The organism is Flexivirga sp. YIM B11880, from assembly GCF_058148645.1.
In genome coordinates this window covers 376477-392993 of sequence record NZ_JBMAMH010000001.1, presented here as the reverse complement: position 1 = coordinate 392993, position 16517 = coordinate 376477, and the positions used below count along the sequence as shown (strand labels likewise).

Annotated in this window: 15 protein-coding genes; 8 read left to right on the top strand and 7 right to left on the bottom strand. The window is 67.3% G+C overall.

The features are described from left to right. Nucleotides 1-46: 46 nt before the first annotated feature. Together cds1 and ACN8HC_RS01865 are read left to right on the top strand one after the other, a co-directional pair. Nucleotides 47-1177 (top strand): L-cysteine desulfhydrase Cds1, encoded by a 1131-nt coding sequence (cds1, locus tag ACN8HC_RS01870; protein WP_490073167.1) that lies wholly within the window; start codon nucleotides 47-49, stop codon nucleotides 1175-1177. An 81-nt stretch (nucleotides 1178-1258) separates the two neighbouring features. Beyond that, on the top strand, nucleotides 1259-1891 hold the full coding sequence (locus ACN8HC_RS01865; RefSeq protein ID WP_490073166.1) for a TetR/AcrR family transcriptional regulator: 633 nt from the start codon (nucleotides 1259-1261) through the stop codon (nucleotides 1889-1891). A 24-nt stretch (nucleotides 1892-1915) separates the two neighbouring features. Here ACN8HC_RS01865 and ACN8HC_RS01860 read toward each other — a convergent pair whose 3' ends face one another. The 3 genes from ACN8HC_RS01860 to ACN8HC_RS01850 form a co-directional block, all read right to left on the bottom strand. Continuing rightward, nucleotides 1916-2737, bottom strand: a complete 822-nt coding sequence (locus ACN8HC_RS01860) for a hypothetical protein (RefSeq protein ID WP_490073165.1) — start codon at nucleotides 2735-2737, stop codon at nucleotides 1916-1918. Nucleotides 2738-2783: 46 nt separating this feature from the next. Beyond that, nucleotides 2784-4028, bottom strand: coding sequence for an AI-2E family transporter (locus ACN8HC_RS01855; protein ID WP_490073164.1), 1245 nt, complete (start codon nucleotides 4026-4028; stop codon nucleotides 2784-2786). A 104-nt stretch (nucleotides 4029-4132) separates the two neighbouring features. After that, nucleotides 4133-4924 (bottom strand): hypothetical protein, encoded by a 792-nt coding sequence (locus ACN8HC_RS01850; protein ID WP_490073163.1) that lies wholly within the window; start codon nucleotides 4922-4924, stop codon nucleotides 4133-4135. An 86-nt stretch (nucleotides 4925-5010) separates the two neighbouring features. Between ACN8HC_RS01850 and argS the strand changes: the two genes are divergently transcribed. Then, entirely contained in the window at nucleotides 5011-6777 is a 1767-nt protein-coding gene (argS, locus tag ACN8HC_RS01845) for an arginine--tRNA ligase (RefSeq protein ID WP_490073162.1), read from the top strand. Between the two features lie 19 nt (nucleotides 6778-6796). On the opposite strand, the gene ACN8HC_RS01840 is transcribed toward argS, so the two are convergent. Continuing rightward, complete coding sequence (locus ACN8HC_RS01840; RefSeq protein ID WP_490073161.1) at nucleotides 6797-8515, bottom strand: alpha/beta hydrolase; 1719 nt, start codon at nucleotides 8513-8515, stop codon at nucleotides 6797-6799. Between the two features lie 173 nt (nucleotides 8516-8688). Between ACN8HC_RS01840 and ACN8HC_RS01835 the strand changes: the two genes are divergently transcribed. After that, on the top strand, nucleotides 8689-8976 hold the full coding sequence (locus tag ACN8HC_RS01835) for an MbtH family NRPS accessory protein (protein ID WP_490073160.1): 288 nt from the start codon (nucleotides 8689-8691) through the stop codon (nucleotides 8974-8976). Here ACN8HC_RS01835 and galE read toward each other — a convergent pair. Then, nucleotides 8964-9983, bottom strand: a complete 1020-nt coding sequence (gene galE / locus ACN8HC_RS01830; protein ID WP_490073159.1) for a UDP-glucose 4-epimerase GalE — start codon at nucleotides 9981-9983, stop codon at nucleotides 8964-8966. The genes ACN8HC_RS01835 and galE overlap by 13 nt on opposite strands. 33 nt (nucleotides 9984-10016) lie before the next feature. On the opposite strand from galE, the gene ACN8HC_RS01825 reads away from it, so the two are divergent. Continuing rightward, a complete protein-coding gene (locus tag ACN8HC_RS01825) occupies nucleotides 10017-10583 on the top strand; it encodes a DivIVA domain-containing protein (protein WP_490073158.1) in 567 nt (188 codons plus the stop codon). 60 nt (nucleotides 10584-10643) lie between these two features. On the opposite strand, the gene paaK is transcribed toward ACN8HC_RS01825, so the two are convergent. Next, nucleotides 10644-11975: a phenylacetate--CoA ligase PaaK gene (gene paaK / locus ACN8HC_RS01820; RefSeq protein ID WP_490073157.1), complete on the bottom strand. Its 1332-nt coding sequence runs from the start codon at nucleotides 11973-11975 to the stop codon at nucleotides 10644-10646. Further along, a complete protein-coding gene (gene paaI, locus ACN8HC_RS01815) occupies nucleotides 11972-12385 on the bottom strand; it encodes a hydroxyphenylacetyl-CoA thioesterase PaaI (RefSeq protein WP_490073156.1) in 414 nt (137 codons plus the stop codon). Before paaI ends, paaK begins: the two co-directional genes overlap by 4 nt. 190 nt (nucleotides 12386-12575) lie before the next feature. Between paaI and ACN8HC_RS01810 the strand changes: the two genes are divergently transcribed. The 3 genes from ACN8HC_RS01810 (at nucleotide 12576) to ACN8HC_RS01800 (ending at nucleotide 16375) form a co-directional block, all read left to right on the top strand. Beyond that, entirely contained in the window at nucleotides 12576-13277 is a 702-nt protein-coding gene (locus tag ACN8HC_RS01810) for an ANTAR domain-containing protein (RefSeq protein ID WP_490073155.1), read from the top strand. 118 nt (nucleotides 13278-13395) lie between these two features. Next, nucleotides 13396-14286, top strand: coding sequence for a L,D-transpeptidase (locus ACN8HC_RS01805; protein ID WP_490073154.1), 891 nt, complete (start codon nucleotides 13396-13398; stop codon nucleotides 14284-14286). Nucleotides 14287-14446: 160 nt separating this feature from the next. Next, a complete protein-coding gene (locus ACN8HC_RS01800; RefSeq protein WP_490073153.1) occupies nucleotides 14447-16375 on the top strand; it encodes a S53 family peptidase in 1929 nt (642 codons plus the stop codon). Nucleotides 16376-16517: the final 142 nt, after the last annotated feature.

Sequence of the window (16517 nt, the reverse complement as noted above, 5' to 3'; positions counted from 1 at the left end):
CGAAGCGTGCCGCGTCCGGCGGCACCACGAGACTCGAAGGATCCCCATGTCAGCGCCTGCCCGCCTGGTCGACCGCATCGAACCGCCGATCGCGCTCGCCGCTGCCGCCGACAGTGACCGTGACTGGGTCCGCTGGGCGGTCCGTACGGTGCAGGCCGACGCCAACCGTTCCGCCGACACGCATCTCATCCCGTTGCAGCTGCCCACGGACTGGGGGATCGAGGTCTATCTGAAGGACGAGTCGACCCATCCGACCGGCAGCCTGAAGCATCGCCTGGCGCGTAGTCTCTTCCTCTACGGGCTGTGCAACGGATGGATCCACCGCGACACGGTGATGGTCGAGGCGTCCAGCGGCTCCACCGCCGTCAGCGAGGCCTACTTCGCCCGCCTGCTCGGCCTGCCGTTCGTTGCAGTGATGCCGCGGAGCACCAGTCGGCGCAAGGTCGAGCTGATCGAACGGCACGGTGGGCGCTGCGAGTTCGTCGACGAGCCGGGCGAGATGTATGCCGCTGCGCAGCAGATCGCGGTCAGCGCCGGAGGCCACTACCTGGACCAGTTCACCTATGCCGAGCGCGTCACCGACTGGCGCGGCAACAACAACATCGCACAGTCGATCTTCGAGCAGCTGAGCATGGAGCCGCACCCGGTGCCGACCTGGATCGTCGTCGGAGCGGGCACCGGCGGAACGAGCGCGACGATCGGGCGTTACCTGCGCTACCGCGGGTTGGCTACGCAGCTGTGCGTGGTCGACCCGGAGAACTCGGCGTTCTACGAGGGCTGGCGCCGCGGCGACCCGGAGCTGGAGACCGGTGCACGTTCCCGCATCGAGGGCATCGGCCGGCCGCGCGTCGAGCCGTCCTTCCAGCCCGGTGTGGTGGATCGGATGCTCTGCGTGCCGGACGCGGCCTCGATCGCGGCCGTGCACGTGCTGCGGGAGCGCACCGGCCTGTTCGCCGGCGGGTCCACGGGCACCAACCTCTTCGGTGTGCTGCGACTCGTCTGCGAAATGCGGGCCGCAGGGGAGCGCGGCAGCATCGTCACGCTGCTCTGCGACGGCGGCGAACGGTATGCCGACACGTACCACGACAAGGCCTGGGTGGCCGGCATGGGGCTCGACCCCTCGCCATACCGACAGACCCTCGATCGCGCCCTGGACACAGGGGAGTGGCTCGACTGACCGGTCGAGCGCTCAGCCAGGTGAGACGGATCACCCACGCTCGATTTGCACTTTGGATAACCAAAGGGCAAAACTGCCTGCGTGTCCAAGAGCCCCTCCACCCCGACGCCGCCGCGGTTGCGCATCGCGGAGCCGATGCCGCTGAAGCGCCGGCAGACGGCGCACCGGATCACCAGCGCCGCGCAGCAGCTCGCGGTCGAGAAGGGGTATGACGAATTCACGCTCGACGAGCTCGCCGAGCGGGCCGGCGTCTCTCGTCGCACGTTGTTCAACTACTTCGACGGCAAGCTGGAAGCCACCATCGGCGGCGGCCCCCAACTGCGGCAGTCCGACATCGACACGTTCCTCGCGGGCGGACCCACGGGGGAGTTCATCGACGACGTCGCCGCCCTGGTGCTCGGCATCCTGCGAGCCAGCCCCGAGTTGGAGCGCAGCCGCACGGAGTGGCGCACGCTGCGCCGGTGTTTCGAGACCAACCCCAAGCTGATGATCGCGGCACACGAGGCGTTCGCCGGCTTCGTCGAGGGCGTCCAGGAGCTGCTCGAGCAGCGCTCCGGCATACCCGCCGGGGACCCGGAGCCCCGGCTGCTGGTCGCGCTCTTCGGAGCCGTCTTCGACGTCTCGATGACCGAGTTCACTGCCAGCGACGACGACCGCGACCTGGCTGCCGTTTTCCTGCAGAACCTCGAAGTTGCGCGCCGGATCTTCCGCTGACCAAACCCTTCTCGGGCGCTGGCGTCAGTTACCCATCGACGACGGCACGTCGATCGCTCCGGGCGGCGCGCTCAGCGGGGACTGCTGGTCCCAGCCGGTCAGCGTGACCTTGCCCTTGGAGGTCGAGGAACCCTGTTCGCCGTTGACCTCCAGGATGAGCTTCGAGTCCGCGGCGATGGTGATGGTGTTCTTCGTCCGGGCCGACGTCACGACGTAGGCCGGCTTGCCGTCATACGTCGTCTTGCTCGTGGTTGCCTTGGCGAGTTCGGCATCGCTGACGCTGTCCGGGCCGATCGTCTCGTCCAGGAAGCTCTTGATGGTGAGGTCCTTGAGGCCGGTCGCCATGCTCGCCGGCGCGTTGACCCACTTGCCGTCGAGGAGCGCCGCGCTCGTCTCCGGTGCGTGGGCCGCCGACTTCCAGAAGCTCTTGTCCCCCTTGATGTAGTACTTCGCGTCCACCGTGCGGATGGTCGCGCCGCCCTCGTTGGTCTTGACGGTGGCGTCCTGGTTGGAGCCGTCCATCGTGCCGCGGATGTCGATGATTTCGTGGTCGCTGGAGTCGATGACGTCGGCGTGCATGCTGGCCGACTTCGCCTTGGCGTATGCCGCCCGCGCCTCGTGGATCAGCGTCGTCGCGTCGGGCGTCGCCGAGTCACTGCCACCGGTAGCGCTGGACGTGCCGGTCGCCGGAGCGGCGGAGGTGGCAGCCGACCTTCGGCTGCTCGCTGTGGAGGTGGCGCTGCCGGAGCTGGCGCTGCCGGAGCTGGCGCTCGAGCCGCATGCGGCGAGCGTGAGGCCGAGGGCTGCGACAGCGGCGGCCTGGGAGAGACGTGTGACGGTACGCATGGGCCAACGCTACGTGACCCCTGCCCGCGGTCGTCCACGTCGTCCGTCAGCTGCGTTGCTGGCGCGGCACGATGACCTGCTCGTAGATCATCAACAGCCCGGCGGCGACGGGGATGGCGATGAGCGCGCCCACGATGCCGAGGAGGGTGCCGCCGGCCAGGATGGCGAGGATCGTGATCGCCGGTGGCACCTCGACCGCTCGCCGCATCACTCTCGGCGACAGGATGTAGGCGTCGAAGACGTGGTAGGCGACGTAGTAGACGAGCATGATGACGGCCTTCTCCCAGGAGGAGAAGAGCGCGACGAACACCACGAGGACTCCGCCGATGAGCGTGCCGACGATCGGGATCAGGCCGAGGAACGCGACGGTGACGGCGATGATCGGTGCGAACGGCAGCCCCAGGATCTCGAGCATGGTGAAGCAGAGCAGTCCGTTGATCGTGGCGACGAAGGCCTGGCCCATGACATAGCCGCCGACCCGCCTGCTGATCTCCTCGCTCAGCTGCACCACTCGGGTCCGCCGGGACAACGGGACGAGCCGGTATGCCGAGGCCTTGGCCGTCGGCAACGCGGCGAGGAAGTACAGGGTGAGCACCAGGATGGTCACTGCCTCGACCAGGCCGTTGATGATCGCCTTCCCGGCACCGATGACACCACCGAAGAGGCGACTGGCGGCGTCTCCCGAGCTGAGCCGGGACTGCAGCTCGGCCTGCCCGCGCTCGATGAGGTGATATTTGTCGTCGAGCCGGCGGATCTGCGGATCGCGCCGCAGGTCGTCCAGCAGGTGCGGTGCCTGCTCGACCAGATCCCGGGCCTGCGCCACGATCGGGGGAATCACCAGGAAGCCGATGAGCACGAACACCACCACGAGACCGAAGAAGACGAGGAACACCGCCCATCCCCGTGCGATCCCGTGGTGGACCAGCCGCTCCACGATCGGGTTCAGTCCCAGCGCCAGGAAGATCGCGATGAGCACGAAGCTCAGTTCCTGAGACAGCTCTCCGAGTATCTGGACGAGCCCCCAGGCCACGAGCACGCCGAGGGCACCGACGAAGCCGACGTAGAAGGGAGAGCGGCGGTTCAGCGGCGGCGTGTCGACCGGGATGTCCTCCGGCAGTGGCTCCTCCTGCTCGACCACGTCAGCCGGGTCCAGGTCCGGCAGCGGCAGGCCTTGCTCAGGGCGGTCGGGTTCGGTCGTAGCCGTCCGGGCGGTGGGTGTCTCCTCGGCGATTTCGCCGCCTCTGGGCGCACGAGCGGCCAGTCTCGTCCACGAGAGAATCCGGCTCAGCACGAACAGACCTCTTCCCCGGGCGAACGATCGATGCATGACCTGTATACCCAGGCTGCGGCGGGTGAAGAGAGACTCGGCGTCCTGCCAGCGCCCACGCCGAGTCCTCAGACGCTCCGGCCGCCCGAGCCGGGGAAGCCGATGTAGCCCTTCGGCACCGTCACCCGTGCCCGACCGTTCCAGCCGTCGAAGTCGGCGGCGCCCTGGGAGCCGTCCTGCGAGTTGCCCGACACCTCGACCACGTTGTGCGGAGTGCTGGCGACCACCTTGAAGGTGTTGACGTCCTGCGAGGTCGAATCCACGGAGACGGCGGCGTAGAGGTTCACGTCCTGCTCGGTGGTCGCGTAGGTCTTCATCTGCTCGGTGTCGGAGTCGGTGATCACGTCCGGTCCGAGCATGTCGTCCAGCAGCCGCCGGATCGTCAGCCGCTTGAAGTCGCCCTTCGCGCTCGCGGGTGCCAGGACCCACTTGCCGGCCAGCAGCGTGGCCGTCGTGCCGCTCGATTTCGCCGCGGCAGCCCAGAACTCCTTGTCGCCCTTGATGTAGTAGCTGCCGCCGACCGTGCGGACCGTCGCGGTGCCCCTCTTCGAGTCGTCGACGGTCAGCTCCTGATTGCTACCGTCCATCGTCCCGCGAATGTCGATGACCTGCGTGTCCCCGTCGCCGCTGATGGTTGCGTGGACGTGGGCGGACTTCGCCGCCTTGTATGCCGAACGGGCCTCGTGCAGCAGCGTTTTGGCGTCCGGGACGGTGTCGCCTTCACTTCCGGTCTGGACGACGGACGCGGTGGGTCCGCTCGGCGGCGTGACCGACACGGCTGCGTTCGACGCACAACCGGAGAGCACGAGGCCGGCGAGGAGGGTGAGCGTGCTGAGCGTGGCGCTCGTGGCGAACCGCATGACCGCATCGTAGTTCGGTGCGTGCGCCCCTTGTTGCCGCCGAACTCGATTCGGCGGGTGCCGGGCAACGCCATACCCTGAAGGACATGACAAATCCCGCTCTCGCACTCTCCACACGTGTCCAGCAGGCTCTCGCCGACGCCTTCGGACCGGAGTGGCGAGACGCGGACCCGGTCATCCGGCCGGCCAACAAACGCCAGACCGACGCCGATTTCCAGGCCAACGCCGCGATGGCGCTCGCCAAGCAGGTCGGCAAGCCGCCCCGGGAGATCGCTCAAGCGATCGCGGACCGGATTGCTCCGGACGACGGGTTGATCGCGTCGGTCGAGGTGGCCGGCCCGGGGTTCCTCAACCTGACGCTGCGCACCGACTGGATCGCCTGGGCTGCCGATCACCAGCTGACCGATGAGCGTCTCGGCATCCCGTCGCCGGAGCACGAGATCGTCGTCATCGACTACTCATCGCCGAACGCCGCGAAGGAGATGCACGTCGGTCACCTCCGGACGACCGTGGTCGGTGACTCGCTGGCGCGCACCCTGGCGGCGCTCGGGCACGACGTGATCCGGCAGAACCACCTGGGTGACTGGGGCACCGCCTTCGGGATGCTCATCGAGCACCTCCTGGAGGTGGGCGAGGACAGCGACGAGGCGAAGCTGCTGGAGACCGACCCCAACGCCTTCTACCGGGCGGCCCGCGCCAAGTTCGACGCGTCGGACAAGCCCCGATCCCCTGGGTCGGGGGGAGATTTCGCGGCCCGCGCCCGGCAGCGCGTGGCCACCCTGCAGAGCGGGGACGCCGAGAGCAAGCGGTTGTGGGTCGAGATCATGGACTTCACCCGTACCTACATCAACCGGGTGTATGCCGACCTCGGCATCACGCTGACCGACGACGACATTCGCGGGGAGTCGTCATACAACGACGAACTCGACGAGGTCTGTGACACCCTCGAGGCCAAGGGGATTGCGGTCCTGAGCGACGGTGCGTTGTGCATCTTCTCCGACGAGTTCACCGGCCGCGACGACAAGCCGGTGCCGCTCATCATCCGCAAGTCCGACGGCGGATACGGCTACGCGACAACGGATCTCGCCACGATCCGGCACCGGTCGCTCGACCTGCACGCCGACCGAGCGCTCTACGTCGTAGGTGCGCCGCAGAACCTGCACTTCCGGATGGTCTGGGCGGCCGCCGACCGGGCGGGATGGATCCAGGGCACCGAGCCGATCCACGTGCAGATCGGCAATGTCGTCGGTCCGGACGGCAAGATCCTGCGGACTCGTTCGGGTGACCTCATCTCCTTGCAGTTCCTGGTGGATTCGGCGCTTGAGCGGGCCGCCGAGGTGGTGGCCGAGTCGCGTCCCGATCTGTCCGACGAGGAGCGTGCGTCGATCGCGCATCAGGTGGGCATCGGCGCAATCAAGTACGCCGACCTGTCGGTCTCGCACGCCTCCGGATACACCTTCGATCTGGACCGAATGCTTGCGCTGCAAGGGAACACGGGTCCCTACCTGCAGTACGCCACCGCTCGGATCCGGTCGATCCTGGCTCGTGCCGATGGGGTCGAGTTCACCGGACCCATCGTTCTGACCGAGCCGGACGAGCGGGCGCTGGCCTTGCGGTTGCTGGACTTCGGGCCGGTTGTCGCCGAGGTCGGCGAGACGCTCGAGCCGCACCGGCTCGCGGCATACCTCTACGACCTGGCGACGACGTTCACCGCGTTCTACGAACACTGCCCGGTGCTCAAGGCCGAGGACGCCGCCGTCCGCGACAGCCGGCTCGCGCTGTGCGCACTCACCCGCAAGGTCCTGGTCAAGGGACTCGACCTGCTGGGCATCGAGTCACCCGACCAGATGTAGCGGCTACTCGACCAGCGTGTTAGGCGTGCGGTCCGCCGAGGATGTCGCCGATCAGCTTGCCGAGCAGCTCCAGGATGGTGTCACTCAGGCTGTCCGACGTGTGCGGCGGCGTCTTGGTCTGGGTCTGCACGTCGCTCGGGCGCGGCCCGTGCACCTGCCGACCCACCGGGTAGACCTTGCTGTCACCGGGTAGGGGCAGCCCTTCGCACACCGAGTCACGTTGCAACTGCTTGCCGTTCATCAAGAAGCCGTATGCCGCGTCGGTGACGCAGGTGTTCTTGCTGCCGAGCACTGCGCCGTGGAAGCCCTGGTTGTTCACGGTCAGGAGCACGGTGTTGGCGGAGTCCTTGTGCGCCGCGAGCGCGCCCTCGTAGGGAGTGGCCGGGTCGAGCGTGTTGTCGACCATCAGGATCTTCGGCGCCTTGGACAGGTCGATCGTGGTGTTCCTGGCGGGGTAGGGCCAGTACGCGCACTGGTTGACGACCTGGTTGTAGCCGAGCAGCGGATACCTGGGACCGAGGCTGCGCGCCCTGCCGACGTAGTAGTCGGGGTCCTTGTTCCAGGACGTGTCGTTGCACGTGGTCGCCATGAAGGTGGTCGCCTCGCGGTTGTCGGTGTAGCTGTCCGAACCGGACGAGAGCAGCGCGAAGGCCCGGTAGAGCGCGAACTTGTGACCCTGGCGAGCCTCGTCGAGGAAGCCGAGGAACTTCGCTGCAGTGACGAGGCCCTTGTCGGAGTACAGCTGCTGCGCCATCACGTTGTCGACGACGTTCGCGGAGAAGAAGCCCAGCTCGCCGGCCGCCGCGGCCTTGCGGACCCGTGTGTAGGTGGCGTGCACCGCCGCCGCGGTCGACCCGAGCTGGTAGGTGTCGTCGTGCCGCGCGGCCCACGGCTCGAACTGCTCGGAGAAGCGGCGCTGGAAGCCCATTGGCTGATAACCGAAGCTGGTCTGGAAGCTGGCGGTGAAGTCGGTGTTGCTGTCCAGCAGGAAACGCCCGACGTGGGAAGGGAAAAGGGTCGCGTAGTGGGCGCCCAGCCAGGTGCCGGCAGAGACGCCGTAGTAGTCGATCGTCTGGGCGCCGAGCAGCCGGCGTATGAGGTCTTGGTCTCGGGCAGTGTTGTCCGTCGTGATGTAGGGCAGATAGTCGCCGTGTTGGGCCACACACTTGTCGACCGAGGTCTTGACCGCCGTCTGCAACGCCCGGACGTCGTCGGCGGTCAGCTGATGGCTGTCCTTGACGACGTCGGGCTTCGGCTGGTCACAACTGACGGGCGTGCTCTCACCGGTGCCCCGCGGATCGACGCCGATGACGGTCTCCGTCTGCCCCATCGGTGACAGCGCCGCCACGATGACGGAGAAGCGCGCGTCGGGTCCGCCGGGTCCGCCGGGGTTCGTGAAGACGAAACGGCTGCTCTTCGAAGCCGTTTCGGGCAGCGTCCGGGTGACCATGAGCGTGATGTCGCCCTTGGCCGGGTCCGCGTAGTCCTTGGGAGCCTTGACCCGGGCACACTGCGATCGGGCCGCTGCCGCACCGAGCACGCGGACCTCTTGTGGGCACAGGCGCGCGCTCCAGGTGAGGGGCTGGCCGGTGTATTTCGCGAGGTCGGCGTGAGTCGGGGACAGGTCGTCGGGCTGCCCGGCGGCGGTGGCCGGGCCCGTGACGAGGGTGCCGCCGCCTGCGGCGAGCAGAACGGCGAGTGCACTCACGGTGACTCCGTGCGACAGGCGACGGCGCATGACTGGAACTCCTTCGTGGTTGTCGCGACGTTGACGTCGCGACCTCGTGGGATGGTTCCGGTCGGTGGGCGCGGCGCGTTGCGCAACCTGCTGCGAACACGGCCGTGGATGGGTCACACTGGTAACGGATCCTATGAAGCTCGGGGGCTTGGTAAGAGCTGGGAGGGGTCGCGATGTGCGGCGATCCGGGCAGCGAGAAGTTGTCGAGCACAGATCTCTATTTCGTGCTGATCGGACGGGTGGGCCGATGCACGATCTGGCCGTGCAGCGCGCAGGTTCCGATCGGCTGGCAGGTGGTGTTCGGGCCCGACACCCACGACCGGTGCGAGGCATACGTCGAGCGTCACCGGGGTGAGCGCGCGGAGGAGAAACTTCGTGGGGTGACTCAGTCGGGGTCCCCGCGAAGTATTCGGGGGAGCGCAGCAGAGGAGAAACTTCGTGGGGTGACTCAGTCGGGGTAGCCCTGCGGGTTCTGCGACTGCCAGCGCCAGGTGTCGGCGCACATGTCGTCGATGGAGCGGGTGGCGTGCCAGCCCAGCTCGGTCTCGGCACGTGTCGGGTCCGCCCAGTACGCAGCGAGGTCGCCTGCGCGACGCGGCGCGATCTCGTAGGGGAGTTCGTGCCCGGCCGCTCGCTCGAACGCGTGCAGCAGTTGGAGGACCGACGTGCCCTGTCCGGTGCCCAGGTTGAACGCACGCACCGGCTCAGTCATCGCGGGCAGATGTTCCAGGGCAGCGACGTGCCCGGCCGCGAGATCCATCACGTGGATGTAGTCGCGCTCGCCGGTGCCGTCCTCGGTCGGGTAGTCGTCGCCGAAGACCATCAGCTTGTCGCGACGCCCCACCGCGACCTGCGCGATGAACGGCATCAGGTTGTTGGGCACGCCCTGTGGGTCTTCCCCGATCCGCCCCGACGGGTGGGCGCCCACCGGGTTGAAGTAGCGCAGCAGCGCGGCCCGGAATCCGTGCGTGATGTTCGCGACGTCGGTGATCACGCGCTCGATCATCACCTTCGTCCTGCCGTATGGCGATGACGCCGAAAGCGGCTGGTAGTCCTCCTGATAGGGGACGGGTGCGTGATCGCCATACACCGTCGCCGATGACGAGAAGACCAGTTTGTCGACACCGTGTCGGGTCATGGCGTGCAGCAGGGAGAACGTGCTGTCGAGATTGTTGCGGTAGTACGCGAGCGGCTGCTCGACGCTCTCACCGACGGCCTTGAGGCCGGCGAAATGGATGACCGCGTCGAACCGCTCCTGGCTGAAGAGCTGCTCGGTCTTGTCCAGGTCGGTCAGGTCGAAGGCATGCAGCGGGATGGTCTTGCCGGACAGCGCCTCGAGCCGCCCGAGGACGGTCGGCTTGCTGTTCGCGAAGTCGTCGACGATGACCACATCGTGCCCGTTGTCCAGCAGGGCGAGCACGGTGTGCGATCCGATGTAGCCGGCGCCGCCGGAGACGAGTACACGCATGGTTGACCAGGTTACGGTGCAAGGATGGAGCGCGTGGTGAGGACCCAGTGGACAGCGGATCACATTGCCCGAGTCGAGAACCCCGTTCTTTCCGTCCAGCAACGCGGCGGCTATGTCATGGCAGACGTCAAACGGCAACTGGATCGCGTGCTGTCCCTGATGCGCGCCGGGCAACCGGTGCCGGCGGTCAGCACGGCGGGTCTGCGTCGTGCGCGATTTCGCGAGGGATACACGCCCGAGTCGGTGAAGGCACTCTTCGACAACATCGCCGAATGGCAGCGGCAGCTCAACGTCCGGCAGGAGGCGGCGGACGTTGACGGTCCGCCGGCGCCGGCCGAGCAGGGCCTGACCTGGACCCGCGAACAGCAGGTCTGGGTCCGCGAGATCACGTTCGTGTCAACGCGTTTCGGCTCTGCCTACGAAACCGACCAGGTCGACGACTTCCTGGACAACGTGTTGCGCGCCATGGCGAACGGCGAGCCGCTGCCCGACATTCGCAGCGCGCAGTTCCACATGGCCCGACCGGGCCGCGGCGGGTATGACGCCGCCGCCGTCGACCACTTCCTCGACCAGCTGGAGCGCATCCGTCCGTTGCGGTGACACGCTGATCGAGTGCCGGAGGAGCGAAGCGGGGGAGGTGTATCGAGATCAAGTGCAAACTCACCTCGGTCTTTGATCGACGATGCGCCGCGCCTTGCCGACGGACCGCTCGATGCCGCCGACCGGCAACACCACCACGCGCGCAGACGTACCGATGCGGTCCTTGATGTCGCGTGCCAGATCCTGCTCGAGCTGTGTCCACTTGTCCGGTGGAAAGCCTTCTGCTGCTTCGACGTTCACCGTCATCTCGTCAAGCCGCTCGGGCCGCGTCAGAACACACTGGAAGTAGGGCGACAGCCCGTCATACTGCAGCGCCAGCTCCTCGATCTGGGTCGGGAAGACGTTGACGCCGCGGACGATCATCAGGTCGTCGCTGCGGCCGGTGATCTTCGCCATCCGCCGGAACGACGGCCGCGACGTACCGGGCAGCAGGCGGGTCAGGTCGCGGGTGCGGTAGCGCAGCACCGGCATCGCCTCCTTGGTGAGGGAGGTGAAGACCAGTTCGCCCTCCTCGCCGTCGGGGACCGGTTCACCGGTGAGGGGGTCGACGACCTCGGGCAGGAAGTGGTCCTCCCAGATGGTCGGTCCGTCCTTGGTGTCGACGCACTCCTGCGCGACGCCGGGGCCCATCACCTCCGAGAGGCCGTAGATGTCGACGGCGTCGATGCCGGCCCGCTCCTCGATCTCGGCGCGCATCGCATCGGTCCACGGCTCGGCGCCGAAAACACCGACCTGCAAAGGCAGTTGGTGCGGATCGATGCCTTGGGCGGTCATCTCGTCCAGGATCGACAGGAAGTATGACGGCGTGACCATGATCGCGCGGGCACCGAAGTCGCGCAGCAGTTGTACCTGCTTGGCGGTCTGCCCGCCGGACATCGGCACCACCGTGCAGCCGAGCCGTTCCGCGCCGTAGTGCGCACCGAGACCGCCGGTGAAGAGGCCGTAACCGTAGGCGACGTGACAGATATCGCCCGGCCGGACACCTGCGGCCCGCAGGGAACGCGCGACGAGGTCCGCCCAGGTGTCGATGTCCGCCCTCGTGTAGCCGACGACCGTCGGTGCGCCGGTCGTGCCGCTGCTCGCGTGCACGCGCACGACCTGGCTGCGCGGCACGGCGAACATCCCGAAGGGATAGTTGTCGCGCAGCTCGGCCTTGCTGGTGAACGGCAGCAGGCGCACGTCATCGAGTTCCCGGATGTCGCTCGGGCGCACGCCCGCGGAGTCGAGCGCGTTCCGGTAGTGCGGCACGTTGGCGTAGGCCGCCGCGACGGTTTCCTGCAAGCGCTGCAATTGGTGCGCCCGCAATTCGTCGATCGACCACCGCTCCGCGGTGTCCAGCTCTGCTCCGCTCATTTCGTCGCGCCTCGTGTCCTCGCCTCGGTTGGCGCTCATCCGATTCTCCTTGACCTACCTCGGAATTCGGCAATCACTGCTCCGTCGGACTCGCGACGGACAGTCACGTCGGTGATCCCGGATCGGCCATAGAGGACGCGTTCGGTCGCCTCCGCAACCAGCACATCACCCAGCCGCCCGGCAGCGACGAACGAGATGTCGGCACCCGAGGCCACCGTCCTGTGGCCTCCGGCGTTGCAGGCGAGAGCGAACGTCGAGTCGGCCAGCAGGAAAACGTGTCCGCCGTGGGCGATGTCGTGCCCGTTGACCTGATCCCGGCGCAACTCCATGCGGGTCCGGGCGTATCCCCGACCGTCGTCGTGCCGGCCGACGTCGAGCAGTTCGATCTGCTGAGCGGCCGATGCGCGGTCCTCCCGCCACATCGCGCGAACGTGCTCCAGCGATTCCATGCGGTCAGCATGCCACCGCTCGGTAGCCGCAGGTGTGCTTCCGTGGGAAATACTGATCAATCGGTCAGTATTTGGACGCCGCGGGCCGCGTCTCTCGGATACCCGGCGTAATCATCGGCCGAACTCCGTAGAGTTGTCGTCGGCGAAGTGGACCCGTCCGGAGGTGCACGAGACCCGAGAGGCGCACGTGATGGACGAAGACTCGCGGCAGTTCATCGTGGATTTCCATGGTGCTCACGAAGCCCTGACCAGCAGCGGCGATGCCCGGGCAGCGCGGCAGCGGTTGGTCGAGCTCGCCTGCGAACTCATCGAAGGCTGCACATGGGCCGCGATCACGGTGTGGCCGGAAGGCCGAGAGCCGCGCACCATGGCCAGCACCGGCCCGGTGTCCGAGGACGTCGATCATCTGCAGTACACGACCGGCGAGGGCCCCTGTCTTCGCGCAGCCGTTCGCGATTCGCCCTCCTGGATACCGGACCTGCGCGCTGAGGGGCGTTGGCCGGCCTTCATCGAGGGCACCCTTCGAAAGACACCGGTGCGCAGCGCACTGGCCTTCCACCTGACCGATGCGCCGAATCGCTCGGCACTCAACCTCTACGCCGATGCACCGGGGAAGCTCGACGAGAACTCGGTCGTCACCGGTGCCGTGTTCGCCATGCATGCCGGCGTGCTGATGGCACACGCCAACAGCGCCGAACTGAATGCCGAGCTGCGACAGGCGATGATCAACAGCCGGCAGATCGGCGCGGCGATCGGCATCCTGATGAAGACGCACTCCATCACCGAGGACCATGCGTTCGCGATGCTGCGTGCTGCCAGCAACCACTTGAACCGCAAGCTCCGAGACGTCGCGGCCGAGGTGACCGGCACCGGGGCGTTGCCGCTGAGCTGATCGCCGCTCCTCGACGAAGCTGCGATGACGACGTTGACAGGGTCGCGGTGGACAATGCCGCTCGGCGTGGGCAGCGGAAGCGCCGAGTACAGAGTCGCCGAGACAGAGGGCAAGGGTTGTGACGCAGCCAGGCAAGCATCGCGGCGGGGGTTCCAACCCGCTGGGTGGCGTTGGTATGTCGGCGGCGGGCGTCGTCGCCGGCTTCCTCATCGTTGCGCTCGTCATCTTCTTCGGGGTGAAGGTTTTCGGAGGCGGCGGCGCGCGCCCCTCGGCCGCGTCCTCCACGACGTCAGCAGCGGGACTGTCCTCCACCGGAACGACTCCCGCCATACCTGTTCCCAACGTGCCCAAGTCGGTGCTCGACAAGCTGCCGAAGGCCACCACCGACGGCAAGATCGCCAAGGCGCCGATCGACCTGACCAGCGCCAGCGGCGGGCAGACGATCGAGATCGACCACACCATGCCGGCGTTCGCGAAGCCGGGGGCCGATCCGATCGCGGTGATCCCCGACAAGCAGATCGGGGCCACGACGTGGCTGCCGGTGATCCGCACTCGGTCCGGCTGGGCGCAGGTGCGCCTGCCGTCCCGGCCCAACGGTGCCACCGCCTGGGTCCCCGAAGCCGGCCTGAACCGGGCGCGCACCGAGTGGGCCGTGACCGTGCACCTCGGCAGCGGCACGCTCACCGTCACGAAAGCTGGTGAGTCGCAAGGGACTTGGCCGATCGCGCAGGGCAAGCCGTCGACTCCGACACCGGCCGGTCAGACGTTCCTGGTCAGCGGCTTCGTCGATCCCACACAGAACTTCTCGCCGGTCATCTACGCGCTCGGCGCGCACTCCGACACACTCGATTCGTATGGCGGGGGCCCGGGGACCGTGGCGGTGCATGGCTGGCCCACCGAAGCCGGTCGCGAGGGACACGTCTCGCACGGCTGCGTCCGGGTGCCGGCGGCGGCCCTCAAGCTCTTCGCGAAACTCCCGACCGGCACCCCCGTCGACATCGTCGCCTGATCCACCCCGCGCCGTCCGGCTGTGATGGCTATCTCACATTGACCGTGTGACTAGCGTAAATCGTGATATTGGGTACTGTGTTACCCGCGCCACACCCGGATCTCTGGTCCGTCGACCCTCAGACCGCGGAGCAAGGCCACATCTAATGGGAGGATTTTTGATGAAGCGTCGTCACATCGCGACGGGGGCCGTCGCGTTGACCACGGCTGTCGCCATGGCAGGAGCGGGTGCCAGCATGGCGCACGCGGCCGGCCGCAGCAACGACAGCGTGCGGTTGACCAACTCGGGTCGCACCGCGCTGCCGAACCATTCGCAGCTGCAGACCCTGGGGACTGCATCCAGCGCCACCAACCTGAACCTGTCGATCGCGGTGCCGCTGCGTAATCAGGCTTTGCTCGACTCGCTGCTCGCCAAGGGCACGGTCATCTCGCCGGCGGAATACACGCGCCTGTTCGGCGCGTCGCAGGCCTCTCTCAAGAAGGTCTCCGACTGGGCCAAGCAGCAGGGCCTCAAGGTCACCTCGACGGACGCCGCCAGCGGCCTGGTCAGTGTGAGCGCACCGGTCCGGACCGTGAACAAGGCATTCTCTCTGCAGATGCAGCGCGTCGCCCTCGGTTCGAACACCGGCCTTGCGCCGAACACCGCACCGCTGCTGCCGAAGTCGCTGGGTGTCACCAGCGTCGTCGGTCTCTCGACGGTCACCACCCGGCACACCGGACCTGTCGCCGCCAATGGCCTGTCCGGTCACGCGGTGTCGCTCACGCGCTCCACCCTGCAGTCCAAGACTCCGTTCGGCAAGTCGTCGACGTCGTTGCGCCCAGCGGCCACTCCGGCGGCGGCTCAGGGCGGCTGTGCGAAGTACTGGGGTGAGCGGCTCGCGGTGACGGCGAAGAAGTTCGCCAACATGTCCAACTCGCAGTGCGGCTTCACGCCCAAGCAGGTGGTGGCGCTCTATAACGCGCAGAAGGCCGCCACCGTCACGCCCAACATCGGGATCCTGCTGTGGTGCTCGGACAAGAACGTCAAGTCGAAGACGAACATCATCTCCCAGGCCTACGGCATCCCCACGCTGGCCAACTACTACGACGAGTCTGCGGCGGAGAACCCGACATACTGCTCGGACGGCGAGGCGTATGGCGAGCAGGACATGGACGTCCAGACCTCCCACTACATCGCGCCGAAGGCGTCGATCTACTACTACGGTGCGTCGGCCCCGACGGACTCCGCACTGATCAGCATCTTCAACAAGGCGGTCACGCAGCACAAGGTCAGCACGATCTCGATGTCGTGGGGCGGAGACGAGCAGGCCGGGTCGTTCCAGACCCAGTTCGACCGCATCGCCGCCCGTGCATCGGTGACCGGCATCAGCCTCTTCGCCAGCAGCGGTGACATGGGCGACGGCAGCATCGAGGCGGGCCACACCTCGGCAACCCGTCCGAAGACACCGGGTTACCCGGCGACCTCGCCGTTCTTCACCTCCGTCGGCGGCACCGCGGTCGGTGAAACCTCCACCGGTGGCCGCAAGTTCACCCTGGGCTGGTCCAACACGCTCTGGGACCAGCCGAACGGCTCTTCCCTCACCGGTGTCAAGCGCTACCCGTTCTTCCAGAACTCCGTGGGCGCCGGCGGTGGGGTCAGCGGTGTCTACTCGCAGCCGTCCTGGCAGAAGGGCGTCGTGACCGGGTCGACCACCAAACGGACCTTCCCGGACGTGAGCGCAGTCGCCGACCCGGCCACCGGCATCCTCTTGACCTTCGACGGCCAGAACGCCACGACCAGTGGGGGCACCAGCCAGTCGTCACCGCTCGTCGCCGCACTGGTTGCGTCCTCCAAGGCGCTCACCAAGCGGCAGATCGGCAACGCGGCACCCTACTTCTACAAGTTGAGGGGCACCACGAACCTCCGCGACGTCAAGCCGACCAGCACCACCTACGGCGCATGGCTGGGGCAGCTGACCAAGGCCCCGCACGACAACATCTTGGAGGGTCTGCAGGAGCCGGCCGACTCCCTGCGCGTCAACTCGGGTTGGGACAACGTGACCGGTCTGGGCGAGCCCACCGGCAACTTCCTGACCGCGTTCGGCGGCTGACGCTCGACCGACCAGCTCGATCGGTGTGCGGGTCACGCGTCTCTGCGCGGCCCGCACGCCGCCCAACAACTTGATGTGACAACACGAAGGAGAGCAAAACCATGAAGCGCAATACTGCGTTGTTCGGGGCTTCGCTGGTGGC